A 14186-nucleotide genomic window follows, 5' to 3' on the forward strand; every position below is an offset into this window, starting at 1 on the left:
CCAGCGCGATTGTTTGTTGAAATGTTTAAAATGTGAACTGTTGTATTCTTCATCTAACTCGCTCATTTGTTATCGTCAAGCGGGTATTCGACTAATCGGTGAGGGGCTGTTGGTCAGACGTATGTAGGCTAACGTCTCGTTTTTATTTCTGCTAGTATTGGCAATACTAAGATTTCCCAAGTATGTTAATGCGATTAATTAAAGTAGTGCACAAAGCGCCCATTCGAGTTGCAAGGATCAGCAAGAAGCGTCAGCAAATCAGGCTCAGGCGCGCCTTGGTTGGGTTGAAAATAGCGTTGGCTCAGGAAAAGCAAGAAACCCGAGAGATGCTGGATATTTATAAGCGATACCCTCAGGGTGGTGTGTCTAAGCAAGAGCTGGCGGCGGCAAATCAGCAGTTTTTTGATATTTTAAAAGGGCTGGGTCTTGGGGTGTTTGCTTTATTGCCTTTTGCGCCCATTACCATTCCGCTGATTGTGAAGCTCGGCCAGTGGTTAGGGGTTGACGTGTTACCCAGCTCGTTTTCTTTGGGAAAAAAGCCTAAAAACTCCGACAAATCAGCTGACTAAGAATCGACAGATAGCTGTTCCCACTTTATTACTGTGCTTTGTGCATCCAGTGAGTGAAATATTTTTCCCACCTTGGTATTCTCTTGTCAGGTTTATGTAATTCAAGAGGCACGTATGAGTAATTTACTTGTTCACTCATCACAAGGAATACCGGTACATTTTATTAAGGAAAACCAGCTTAGCGAATGGCTAGAGGAAAATGCGCCACAAGCCAAAAGCATCACGCTGGCGACCAGACAGAAAACGCAAAAAACTTTACTGATCCCAGACGTTCAAAACGGCGAAATTCAGGCTGTACTGAGCCTAGTCGATTCACTGGATGATATGTGGCTGGCTGGCGATTTACCTGCTCAGTTACCGCAAGGCACATATCAACTGCAAGGTGATGAGGCATTTGTTGAACAGGCTGCGCTTGGTTACCTGTTAGGTGCATATACGTTTGATGCGTACAAGAAAGCGTCTGCGCCAAGTGCAAAGCTGGCGATTGAGTCAGAAACCATGTTGAAGAAATTGCAGGATCAAGCTGATGCCATTTATCTGGTCAGAGATTTGGTCAACACGCCTGCGGCGGACATGATGCCGCAACATATGGCAGAGATCTGTGCAGAGATGGCAGCGCAATTTGGTGCACAGTTTACTCAAGTCGTCGGTGATGAATTACTGGAACACAACTATCCAACGATTCATATGGTTGGCAGAGCAAGTGAAAACAAGCCACGCCTGCTGGATTTGAGCTGGGGTGATGAACATGCACCCAAGCTAACTTTGGTCGGTAAAGGTGTCTGCTTTGACTCGGGTGGTCTGGATCTTAAACCGGCCTCCGGCATGCGTAACATGAAAAAAGACATGGGTGGGGCTGCTCATGTGCTGGGCCTGGCGCATATGATTATGGCGGCTGGTTTACCGGTGCGTCTGCGGGTATTGATCCCAGCGGTTGAGAATGCCGTGTCGCGCAATGCATTTCGTCCGGGCGATGTGGTCCAGACGCGCAAAGGCCTGACAGTTGAAATTGACAACACGGATGCCGAGGGTCGCCTGGTACTGTGTGATGCACTGGCAGAAGCACAAGCGGATGAGCCGGATCTGTTGATTGATTTCGCCACTTTGACAGGTGCATGCCGGATTGCGCTGGGAACTGAGTTGCCGGGCTTTTATAGCACAGATCAGGAAGTGGCCAATGGTATGATTGCTCAAGGTAATGCGCTTCAGGATCCAATCTGGCAGCTACCTTTGTTCGAGCAATACAAGGCCCTGTTTAAGAGCGACGTTGCAGATATGGCAAATTGTGGTTCTACGCCATTTGGCGGTTCAATCACCGCTGCATTGTATTTGAAAGAGTTTGTCGAGCCTGAACAGACTCCTTGGGTGCACTTTGATGTGATGGCGTGGAACATACGCGCCTTACCTGGCAGACCTGTGGGCGGCGAAGGGCTTGGCCTCAGAGCGACCTTTGCGTATCTAGAGCAGCGGTACGCGTCGTAATTTATTCTGACTAATGTCAAAGTGATAAAAGGGCCGTAGTGGCCCTTTTTAGTGTTTCCAAACGGGGAAAACAGTCAGGCTCAGTTGCTATAATTTTAAAAAGTCTTAGAGTATCGAAGGTTATGCCCTTATTCTGAGTACCATTTTGTCCGTGTTTTCACCTCAAAAATCTGAACTGGCACCGCTTGAACCTGAATCATCAGCGCTACCACATTTATCGAAACAGTTTTGGAGTTTGCAAATTGCTGGATGGCTCGGCTATGCCGCTGTGGTGTTTCTGGCAATCATTCAGCCTCAGTTTGATGCGTCCGGTTTTAATCTGGCCGGACAGATCATAAACCTGGGGGTCGAAAGTCTTAGCGGCTTCATGCTCTCCTTGGTGCAGTGGCTTTTTATTCGCAAAATCATTCATCAGCCCTTGCAGCGTACCCTGGTTATCAGTTTTCTCTCTGCTGCCTTGCTGGGACTTATCTATAACGTTATTAAACTCGCCAGCTATAAAGTTATCGTACACGACCAGCGCTGGAACGAGGCCTGGACCATGCTGGAGTTTGGTGGCTGGTTGCTGTTCTCTTTGACTACTATGTTTGTCTGGACTTCGATATTTTTTATCATGCTGTATAACAGTCGATTACAAAAAGAGCATGAACGCTTGCTAAGAGCGCAGACTCAGGCCAAGGATGCACAGTTACAAATGCTGCGTTATCAGCTTAATCCGCACTTTATGTTTAATACGATGAATGCCATCTCAACGCTGATCCTGAAACAGGATAACGACGCGGCATCAGAAATGCTTGATAAGCTGTGTGACTTTTTCCGTCACTCACTCGAGGCCACGCAAGGCAGCAGGATCCCGTTAAAAGAGGAAATTCAGTTGATTGAGTTGTATCTGGCGATCGAGAAAGTCCGTTTTGGACACCGGCTGTCGGTGCGCTATGAGATTGAACCGCAAGCGCAGAAGGCATTGGTGCCGAATATGTTATGCCAGCCTGTTGTTGAGAATGCCATTAAGTATGCTATCGAGCCAAGTAAACAGGGTGGAGAGATTACGATATCGGCAAAGCGGCATACACAGCATCTTATTATAATGATTTCAGACTGCGGCACAGGCTCAGATGAGGCGGCTGTAAAAGGGTTTGGCATAGGACTAAACAATGCTAAAACCAGACTGGATGTGATGTATAACGGTAATTTCACCGTGTCTTTGAATAAAAATACAGCCGGGGGGAATACCGTGACCTTAGTGCTGCCATACGAGGTTGAATGACCATGACAAAACCACTGAGCGCCATCATAGTGGACGATGAACCCCTTGCGCTGGAGGGGCTGAGTCTCAGGCTGGCTAAAATCCCCGAAATAGAAGTGATTGGTCAGGCCGAAAATGGTGATGATGCGATCCGCTTGTGCCATGAATTGAGTCCGGACGTGCTGTTTTTGGACTTACAGTTGCCCGGGCTTAATGGCATTGAAGTGGTTCAGGCGATACAGGCCGATGTCTTGCCTATGGTGGTTTTTGTCAGTGCTTATAGTGACTACGCCCTCGAAGCCTTTGAGCTTAATGCCATTGACTATGTTTTGAAGCCCGCGAACCTGGGTCGGTTGCAAAAAACGGTGACCCGGATCCTAGAACGTCGAAAGCCTCGTCAGGCTGAGCAGGAAAAATATCGCTTGCTACAGGCACTGACCAAAACTTCTGGGTTGGATGTGGCTGAGTTAGAATCCTGGCTGGAAACGGACAGCCCGTTGCCTGCAATGCAGGATAGAGAGCTGGTTATTAAAAACAGTGATAATGAACAGGTCTTTGTACCGATGGACACGATCCGCTGGATTGACGCAGCCGGTGATTACATGTGCGTGCATACTGAGTCAGAAACCCATGTCCTGCGCATTACCATGAAAAAGTTGCAGACTTTGCTGGATGAAACCCAGTTTGCCCGGATCCACAAGTCGACCATAGTTAACTTAAGTTATGTCACCGCGATTAAACCTATGCGAAATAACGAGAGTCTGGTGACGCTTAAAGGGCAGGTAGAACTCAAAGTCAGTCGTAACTATAGTCAGGCATTACATCAGTTTGTTGCTAAAAAGAAAACGTTGAGCTAATTAGTTCGCGTAAGTACATAGAAGAAATATCAGTCGGGAGCAAGAAGCATTACCTCTTCTGGTGCAACGGCTACAAGGTTTGGTGCAATATATATGTACCCGTTCCCCTCCAAAAGCCAAGGAAAACAAAAGGCTAACCTTTCATCTTATTTTTGTATCGCTTTGTCGTGCACTATTGTGGCCCACGTTCTTGTGTCGCAACAGCTGCCCGTGATGGCGCGTTTCCATTGTAACATTCAGGTTAATTTAACAGGATAGCCTCAGGAGCAGACCGAATTGGTCTCCGGTTCGCTGCTCATTCTTGGTAGTACGGACATTGCAACTGACTGCACCTGAGTGTGATTGATTGCAAATAACAAGTACAGCGGCTCTGTGCCAGACTGTAAAAAGAACACGTCCGCGCTACACAACAATCGGTTCGATTAGTTGGAACATACATTATGATAAAAGTTGCAAAATCCTTCACCAGTCTTGGTGTCTTGCTTGCGATAGCTGGTTTAACTGGCTGTGGCGGCGACGCTGAAACCAACACTGATCTGAGCAAAACGGATCCTCAGACACCGGTCTCTGACTGGCAACTCGTCTGGCAAGATGAGTTTGATGAGACACAAATCAATACTCAAAACTGGACGCACGAAGTGAACTGCCTGGGTGGCGGAAATGAAGAACGTCAATGCTACACAGATGATTCGGTCAATTCGTATGTCAGCGATGGGACATTGAAAATAGTCGCGCTTCGCGCTACGGAAGGTGCTGAAAAGCCTTATACATCTGCGCGCCTTATTACAAAACATAAAGCGGATTTTAAATATGGCCGCTTTGAAATGCGGGCAAAGTTTCCCAGCGGGCAGGGCAGCTGGCCGGCATTTTGGATGCTGCCAACTGATGAAGTCTATGGTGGCTGGCCCAAATCTGGCGAGATTGACATAGTTGAAGCGGTGAACCTCAAAGCACAAGATGCGGATGGCATGCCTGAGGCTCATGTCTACGGGACCTTACATTATGGTAAGGATTGGCCTGACAACGTTCACTCTGGTAAAGCGCATAGCTTACCGGATGGTGTTAACCCGGCCGACGACTTTCATACCTATGCGGTGGAATGGCAAGAAGGAGAGATACGCTGGTATGTTGATGATTACCTTTATGCTACACAGCGACAGTCAGAGCCCCTGTATGACAGTAGTGGCAACGTATTTAGTCTGAAACACCGGGGGTGGTTCGCCGAGTACCATGATCAGGGTAGTGGTGAGCTGGTAACACACTGGGACAGTGCACCGTTTGATCAAAATTTTTATCTTATTCTGAACCTGGCTGTTGGCGGCAATTGGCCTGAAGCGGTTAATGAAACGGGCGTCGATGCTGGTGCTTTTGCAAATGGGCAAACCTTCGAAGTGGATTATGTCCGGGTCTATCAATGTCAGCAAAACCCGCAAACAGGCAAAGGCTGCGAAACGATCCGCGCTGGATGGGATTCACTGGATGATGCACTGGTTGAAGGTAAAGCGCCCAGCCCACCGCCGCCTGCGACTTCAGGGGATAGTCTGCAAATCTTTGACGGTGAGCTTAATAAAGACTGGCCAGCGTGGGATTGCTGTGGCGGCAGCGTGCCCGCTTTAGTCGAGGATGACACAGCTGGCATGGCGGTAGAGTTTAGCGTGGGCAGTGAGCCTACGGTCAATGGGTTTATCTCTCGAGATCCGATGGCGTCTGATGCTGGCGGTAGTCCCAGCCCGTTCGATGCCTCTTCGTTGATTGAGTCCGGCGTCGTGCGTTTCGATTTGAAAGTGACTGCTGCGCCTGCGAATTCAGAGGCGTCCTGGATGCTAAAAATTGAAAGCGCAAACGGAGAAAAAGCGGTTGAGCTGGCTTTGTCTGAAAGCGTAGAAGGGGTACTGCCGGCGGTTGAACAATGGCAAACTTTTACTTTCCCCCTACAGATGTTGGCAGAGCAGGGGTTGGACATCAGCAGTATTGATGCATTGCTTATTTTTCCGGCATGGGGCAGTGGCGAAGGCGCAGTTTATCGCGTCACAGATGTTGCGATTGTGACACCAGACACAACCACCGCATTGGTGGTGTTTGAAGAGACCGAAAATCCTGCCTGGCCAATGTGGGATTGTTGTGGCGGTTCTTTACCTACGGTTGAGCTAGACGATGATGCGCACGGCAATGTTGCAGAGTTTGTGATCGGTGATACAGCAACGGTGATGGGGTTTATTTCCCGACAAGAGTTTATTTCAGCCGAAGGGATGAGCGCGGCACCATTTGATGCCTCCTCTATCCTGTCTAACGGCGTAATCGAGTTTGATATGAAGGTGGTGAGTGCGCCACAAGACGCCACTGCAGCCTGGTTCTTCAAAGCTGAATCAGTGGACGCAGAAAGTGCTGCTGAACTGACCCTGGATAAGAGTATTCAGCAAACAGCTCCCGAGGTTGGCCAGTGGCAAACTTATACATTTACTTTAACGGATCTGGTGGCAGCTGGCCTGGACATCAGTGCGGTTGACGTATTAATGGTTTTTCCCAGCTGGGGCCAGGGGGCTGGCGCGATATACCGCATAGATAACGTGAAAATTTACGATCCGAATCAGGCGGATGACTTTGTCGGTGAAGTGTTATTTGCCGATGACGTTAAAGCCAAATGGTCGCTGTGGGATTGTTGTGGCGGCTCCACCCCCACGCTTGAAAATGACGATATGACTCAGGGCATGGTAGCGGAATTTAAAGTTGGCGGTGAGCCTACTGTTATGGGGCTGTTTGCTGAAGACGACCACTATCTTGATGCATCCCCCTATCTGGAGAATGGCTCGGTTCAGTTTGATCTCAAAGTAGTGACAGCACCCAATGATAGCAGCGCACCCTGGAAGTTTAAGATAGAAGCGCTGGATGCCAGTTTTGCACTGGAGCTTAATCTGACCGACAGTCTGGAGGCTGCGGCACCTCAGGTTGGCCAGTGGCAGACCTATACCTTCCCACTTCAGACACTGCAGGATGGTGGGGTGAACATCAGCGGCATTGACATCATCATGATTTACCCGGCCTGGGGGCAGGGCGAAGGAGCTGTATACCGGCTCGATAATGTGATGATCACAGCGCAATAAAACCAAACCGATGGCGTGGGATTGCCACGTCCAGACAGCGAAAATTATTCAAGCAGGTCATTATGAATACAGTAAATTATAAACTATCACATGTCGCGATTCTGATCGGTGCGGTACTTGGTACTTCTATAGTACAGGCTGAGGAAGCCGCGTCGCATGCTGCTGAGAAAACGCCCGAGGTCATTGAAATTCGCGGCATCAAGGGGAGTTTGATCCGCTCTATGAACGTCAAACGAGATATGTCAGGCGTGGTGGATGCGATTTCAGCAGAAGAAATGGGCAAATTCCCAGACACCAATCTTGCGGAGTCTCTAAAGCGCATTACCGGTGTGGCAGTGAGTCGCAGCAATGGTGAAGGCAGTCAGATCACCGTACGTGGCTTCGGCCCGGACTTTAATCTGGTAACGCTCAATGGCAGACAAATGCCGGGAACGGGTAACAGCCGCTCTTATAATTTTGAAAACCTGTCATCCGATGGGGTTTCGGCACTCGAAGTCTATAAAACAGCACGTGCTGACAATCCGACAGGCGGATTAGGTGCGACGGTGAATATTGTCACTGCTCGTCCTCTGGATAGTGGTGCTGAGAATATGTCGTTTTCAGCGAAAGCAATCCACGATTCTTCAAATGTCGCAGGCGATGACGTTACGCCAGAGATCTCAGCTTTGTACTCCAATGCATTTTTGGATGGCACAGTCGGGTTTGGCTTTACCGTCAACCACCACCGCCGTGATTTTCAGCAGCAAAGTGCCAATATCCAGGGCTGGCAGGCGAATGTCGATTTACCAGCTAACCTTGAAGCAGACAGCGTCACTGACAATCGCCCTTTAAATGATCAAGGGGTGCCCGCAGGTGACTATTTTTTCCCTCGGGATATGAATTATCAGATAAGTGATTTACAGCGTGAGCGAACCAACGGTCAGGTTGTTTTCCAGTATGCGCCCAACGATGACATAGTGATGACGCTGGATTATACCGGAACTAAGTCTGTTACCGGTAAGAATGCGATTTCCTGGGGGATGTGGAACGACTACGGCGGTAATATCAGCGGCTATGAACTGGATGAGAACGGCACCGTTGTGTATGCCGATATCAGTGGTAACGACGGGTCTTTTAGCGCCTCACGTTCAACCACCGAAGTGAAAGAGCGCTCAGTTGGTTTTAATATTCAATGGCAAGCCAGTGATGCTCTGAGTCTGAGCCTGGACTATCACGATTCTCAAAGTGAAACCGATAATGGCGCAGACGCCGGCCTGGGTAGTGAAGGCACGCTGGTACTGGGCTCTGATCAGCTAACGACCAAGCGCTACGATTTTCGTAGCGGAGAGATCCCGCACGCTGAAATTCTGTGGCGAAATGGCACCAATGAGCTGGCAGCCAGTGAAATCGATTCTCACTTTAGCCAGTTTGTACACTCACCGGGCAAAGCAACCGTCGAGCAGTTACAATTAGATGGTGTCTGGGAAAATCTGAGTGACCGTTGGGCTCTGGTGAACATAAAATTTGGTGTGGCACGCACAGAGCAGGAAATGAGCGGATCGAATGCCTGGAGTGGCCTGATAGGTGGGTTCCTGTTTAATCCTGCCTGGCCGGAATTATTCCCCGATGGCATGTTTACCCAACATGACACGAGTGACTTTTTAAATGCATTCGATGGTGGTGGCAGTGCGTTACAGCCACACTATTACTATACCTTTGACTTCGATGAAGTTGCCGCTCGCTCCGAAGCCTTCTTGACCAATGAATTACTCGGTGGAAATGATTATTTTGCGACTACGGCATATCACGACATGGGAACGGTATCGCGTGAGAGCGTGACCGAAGAAACCAGCAGTATTTACGTGTCAGGTTTCTGGGAATTTGAGGTTGCTAGCTATCCGGTGCAGATAAACGCTGGTGTTCGTTACGAGCAAACCGATGTGACCAGCAACACCTTCCAGCCTACGCCGACTGCTGTCTGGTGGAAAGGCGGCAGTGAGTGGCATACCCAGTACGTGCCTGATGGCGATGCCTTCTTTACCGTGGAGGGCGAACATGATGTGGTTCTGCCAATGGTGGACTTACGCGTGGATGTGACTGATGAGCTGGTTGCCCGAATGTCCTGGGGCAAAACCATTTCGCGGGCACCTCTGGGGGATCTGGTTGGCGGGCGGAGTCTGTCAAACAGCCCTAAAATTGGCTCTCGTAATGCCAGCGAAGGCAATACCAATTTACAACCATTTGAGTCCACGAACTTTGACCTTAGCCTCGAGTATTATTATGCCGAAGGCAGTTACGCAGCCATTGGTTACTTTGATAAGTCGGTGAAAAACTTCATTGGCAGTCAGATAAACTCAACGACTGTTGAAGGCTTTAACGACATCTATCAGGGGCCCAGGTGGTTGCAAGCTGTTGCGGATATTGAAAGCCGGGGTGAGCAGGCCACGAACGATGCCATTTTTGCTCAGATGCAGGCCAATGGCGCAACCCTCAATGAGCAGGGCTATATTACACCAAACGCCGATGATCCTTTGATAGTGTGGGATTTTACACGGCCATTCAATGCGCCCGATACCAAGTCAGTTGATGGCTTTGAAGTGGCTGTGCAGCACCTGTTCGGCGAAACCGGATTTGGCGTCGGGGTGAACGCGACATTTGTAAATGGTGATGTGGAGTTCGATGTTGCCAGTCTGGAGCAACAAACCCCGCTTACCGGGCTAAGTGATTCTGCAAACTTTCAGGTGTTTTATGAGCTTGACGGACTGTCTGTGAAGCTGACATATGCCTGGCGTGATGAGTACCTGATCGGAGTCGGCCAGGATCAGGGGTCTTCTGATAACCCGCCGCAATTTGCCAAGGCCTTTGGTCAATGGGATATGAGCGTCAACTACGATATGACAGAGCAGCTGACGGTGTTCTTCGAGGGCGTGAACCTCAATGATGAAACCGAGCAGGGCTTTGGTCGTTATGAACGTCAATTCCTGTTCGCCCGCCAATACGGCCCCAGGTATGCACTGGGCTTCCGATATAAGTTTAATTAATTCTGAATCCGCTCTGGTTTTTGCGTTAAGCAGGACCAGAGCCTGCTGGAAATATTTTTTGGAAATTCATTATGGCTAGTTCATCCGTGATACTGGATACCAAGCATGAGTCGCAATCCGCTCAGGGGCACAGATTTGCGCTGTTTACGCTGACGACTCTGTTTTTTATGTGGGGCTTTATTACCTGCTTAAATGACATTTTAATCCCTTATCTCAAAGGGGCTTTCGATTTAACTTATACACAGGCTATGTTGGTGCAGTTTTGTTTCTTCGGTGCCTATTTTATCGTCTCTGTGCCGGCCGGCATGCTGGTTGGCAGGATTGGCTTCAAAAAAGGCATCATCACAGGCCTGAGTGTCGCAAGCATTGGGTGTTTGTTGTTTTATCCGGCCGCTGAGCTCGGTGTTTATGGGTTATTTTTAGGCGCGTTGTTTGTATTGGCTTCTGGCATTACTGTGTTACAGGTTTCCGCTAACCCTTATGTGAGCGCGCTCGGGCCTGCTAGGACGGCTTCGTCGCGCCTGACTATGACGCAGGCATTTAATTCGCTTGGCACTACGGTTGCGCCATTTTTTGGTGCCTGGCTGATTTTCTCAGGCAGCAGCGAGCCGGCACATGCTGATGCTTCTGCGGTACAATTTCCTTATCTGATGATAGCGGCCACCCTTGCGATACTGGCCATTGTGTTTGCCTTTATTAAGTTGCCGTCATTGGGTGTACAGTCCCAGGGCGCGCCGTCGTTGAAAAAAGCACTGCAATATAAACACCTTAAGCTCGGGGCCGTGGCGATTTTTCTCTATGTCGGGGCAGAAGTGGCCATTGGCAGTTTTTTGGTGAATTTTTTACATGACCCTCGTATTGCCGGCCTTAATGAAGCACAGGCGGCACAGCTTATCGCCTATTACTGGGGCGGGGCTATGGTTGGACGTTTCATTGGTGCACTGGTGATGCAAAAAATTGCAGCAGGTAAAGTACTGGCATTTAACGCAGTCATGGTCATTGTGCTGTTGTGCGTCGCTGTCGTGACCGAAGGACGTATGGCGATGTGGTCCGTATTGGCCGTCGGCCTGTTCAATTCAATTATGTTTCCAACCATTTTCAGTCTGGCAATCGACAAGCTGGGAGAAAGCGCCAGCCATGGTGCTGGCGTGTTATGTCTGGCGATTGTGGGCGGTGCCATTATTCCTTTGCTACAAGGGATGTTGGCTGACACATCAGGGGTACAATTGTCGTTCCTGCTACCGGCATTGTGTTATGTATTTATCGGTTATTTTGGGCTCAAAGGACACCGACCTGTTTTGCTGTCTACGGAGAAGTAAAGTGAAGAAAACAACAACCAAGATTTCACTCAGCGTACTAGCTGTCGGTATTTTAACTGCATGTGGTGCCGGGCAACCTTCGCCGGAGGTGAAGAGAGGGCTTGATATCTGGCCCAAAATTTACTCAGAGGTAGCCCAGGACCCTGAAATTGAGCGCCAGGTGTTGGCCCTACTGAGCAAGATGACGTTAGAACAGAAAGTAGCGCAGATGATCCAGCCGGAGATCCGTGACATTACGGTAGAAGATATGCGGCGCTACGGGTTTGGCTCTTATCTCAATGGGGGCGGAGCATTTCCCGGGAACAACAAGCATGCCAGTGTTAAAGACTGGGTTGTTCTGGCAGACGCTATGTATCAGGCATCCGTAGATGACTCATTGGATGGCATTAATATTCCTACTATGTGGGGGACCGATGCGGTCCATGGTCATAACAACGTCATCGGGGCAACTTTGTTTCCTCATAATATTGGGCTGGGTGCGGCCAATAATCCCAAACTGATTGAACAAATTGCTCAGGCAACTGCAAAAGAAGTGATGGCGACGGGCATTGACTGGGTCTTCGCGCCCACAGTGGCAACAGTACGTGATGATCGCTGGGGTCGCACTTACGAAGGCTATTCGGAAGATCCTGAGATTGTGAAAGCATACGCCGCAGCCATTGTGCATGGCTTGCAGGGACATGCCAGAGAGGACTTTTTGGGCGATGACCGGGTCATTAGTACGGTGAAACACTTCTTAGGTGATGGCGGTACAGTGAAAGGAGACGATCAAGGTAACAATATCGACTCGGAGCAGGCGTTGTTTGATATTCATGCTCAGGGTTATGTGGGTGGCCTCACGGCAGGAGCACAATCGGTGATGGCCTCATTTAACAGCTGGCAGGCTGAGAAGATACACGGACATCAATATCTGCTGACCGACGTGCTGAAAAACAAAATGGGGTTTGATGGTTTTGTGGTAGGTGACTGGAATGGCCATGGGCAAATACCCGGTTGTAGCAATGACAATTGCCCTCAGGCTGTGAATGCGGGTCTGGATGTATACATGGTGCCTACCGACGCCTGGAAACCCCTGCTTGAGAACACCATTGCACAGGTCAGAGCGGGCATCATTCCAATGTCTCGCATTGATGATGCTGTCCGTCGTATTTTGCGGGTGAAGTTCCGCGCAGGCTTGTTTGATAAGCCCAGCCCGGCACAGCGTCCCCATGCTAACAATACGCAATTGATAGGCCACGAAGCCCACCGGGAAATTGCGCGCCAGGCGGTGCGGGAGTCATTGGTGTTACTTAAAAACAATCAACAGCTATTACCGCTTGCACCCAATCAGCGCATTCTGATAGCCGGTGATGCTGCCAACAACATTGGTAAGCAATCAGGGGGCTGGACTATCACCTGGCAGGGTACCAATAATCAGAATTCTGATTTTCCTGGTGGTCAGTCAATATACGACGGACTTGCCCGGCAGGTAACCCAAGCGGGTGGTCAGGTTGAGCTCAGCGAAAATGGCCAGTTCGACACTAAACCTGATGTGGCCATTGTGGTATTTGGTGAAGAGCCATATGCCGAAGGGCACGGTGATCGGGAAACTTTGATTTATCAGCATGGCAATAAACGCGACCTGGCTTTATTAAAGTCACTTAAGGCGCAAGGTATTCCAGTGGCCTCTGTGTTTATCAGTGGCAGGCCTATGTGGGTTAACCCTGAGCTGAATGCCAGTGATGCCTTTGTGGCCGCCTGGCTACCGGGCTCACAGGGCGAAGCCGTTGCCGATGTTTTGCTAAAAAACAGCGAGGGCAAGATACAGCACGATTTCACTGGTCGTCTGTCCTTCTCCTGGCCTGCCCATCCAAGTAAGCCGGTTAACCGTTTCGACCAGGATTATGCGCCTTTGCTTCCTTACGGTTTTGGTTTGAGTTATGGCATGTCCTCAACGCTGAGCAACAGTTTACCTGAGGAAACGGACGCTGCGCTGAATACGTCAGATGTGTATGAGGTTTTCAATGGTAAAACTCAGCAACCCTGGCAGTTGAGGCTGTTTTCAGGTAAGCAAAATCTTGCCGTCACCGCAAGCAGTATGACGCTGGCTAATCTGAGTTACAGAACCATAGATAAAGAAATCCAGGAAGATGCCTTTCGGCTTGACTGGCAGGGCACAAAAGCAGGTGTTCAGTTTGTCAGTGGCAATGGCTTCAGAGAAGATCTGGCCCGTTACCAGGCTGGGGGTGGTGTGCTCAGTATGACCGTAAAACGTGGTAACACGGTTGCAGACCAAGCATTTGTTGGTATGCACTGTGAAAGTGAAGGGGATATGCCGGGAAGCTGCCGGGCTCAGGTTGATATTGGCGCTGAGCTGAACAAGCTGGAAGCACAGCAGTGGCAAGTGCTGAGTATAGATTTGCAATGCTTTGCCAGCCAGGGCGTGATGTTTGATCAGATGGTGATGCCATTTGAACTGTCTGCTACTGGCAGTATGAGCTTGTCGTTTAGTGACATCAGTATAAAGCCGGCAGGTGATAAGCAGGCTACAATCCATTGTCAGGATTAAAACCTGGCTTAACATGGTTCAGGCACCGTAAGGTGCCTGAATCA

General features: G+C 49.5%; 8 protein-coding genes. All 8 read left to right on the top strand.

What is annotated here, in order from left to right; genetic code table 11:
• Positions 1 to 188: 188 nt before the first annotated feature.
• The gene (locus AT705_RS21365) at positions 189 to 569 is read left to right on the top strand and encodes a hypothetical protein (protein ID WP_040645637.1); all 381 of its coding nucleotides are present in this window, start codon (positions 189 to 191) and stop codon (positions 567 to 569) included.
• Between the two features lie 114 nt (positions 570 to 683).
• Positions 684 to 2051, top strand: coding sequence for a leucyl aminopeptidase family protein (locus AT705_RS21370; protein WP_058798377.1), 1368 nt, complete (start codon positions 684 to 686; stop codon positions 2049 to 2051).
• Between the two features lie 151 nt (positions 2052 to 2202).
• Complete coding sequence (locus tag AT705_RS21375; RefSeq protein WP_058798378.1) at positions 2203 to 3318, top strand: sensor histidine kinase; 1116 nt, start codon at positions 2203 to 2205, stop codon at positions 3316 to 3318.
• Positions 3315 to 4154, top strand: coding sequence for a LytR/AlgR family response regulator transcription factor (locus tag AT705_RS21380; RefSeq protein ID WP_058798379.1), 840 nt, complete (start codon positions 3315 to 3317; stop codon positions 4152 to 4154). The genes AT705_RS21375 and AT705_RS21380 overlap by 4 nt, the downstream gene beginning before the upstream one ends.
• A gap of 440 nt (positions 4155 to 4594) precedes the next feature.
• Positions 4595 to 7255, top strand: coding sequence for a glycoside hydrolase family 16 protein (locus AT705_RS21385; protein WP_058798380.1), 2661 nt, complete (start codon positions 4595 to 4597; stop codon positions 7253 to 7255).
• A 62-nt stretch (positions 7256 to 7317) separates the two neighbouring features.
• Positions 7318 to 10275 (top strand): TonB-dependent receptor, encoded by a 2958-nt coding sequence (locus tag AT705_RS21390; protein ID WP_058798381.1) that lies wholly within the window; start codon positions 7318 to 7320, stop codon positions 10273 to 10275.
• Between the two features lie 71 nt (positions 10276 to 10346).
• Positions 10347 to 11594: a sugar MFS transporter gene (locus AT705_RS21395; protein ID WP_058798382.1), complete on the top strand. Its 1248-nt coding sequence runs from the start codon at positions 10347 to 10349 to the stop codon at positions 11592 to 11594.
• Positions 11530 to 14142 (top strand): glycoside hydrolase family 3 protein, encoded by a 2613-nt coding sequence (locus AT705_RS21400; protein WP_058798383.1) that lies wholly within the window; start codon positions 11530 to 11532, stop codon positions 14140 to 14142. Before AT705_RS21395 ends, AT705_RS21400 begins: the two co-directional genes overlap by 65 nt.
• Positions 14143 to 14186: the final 44 nt, after the last annotated feature.

This window comes from Pseudoalteromonas rubra, from assembly GCF_001482385.1.
GTDB classification, from domain to species: Bacteria; Pseudomonadota; Gammaproteobacteria; order Enterobacterales; family Alteromonadaceae; genus Pseudoalteromonas; species Pseudoalteromonas ardens.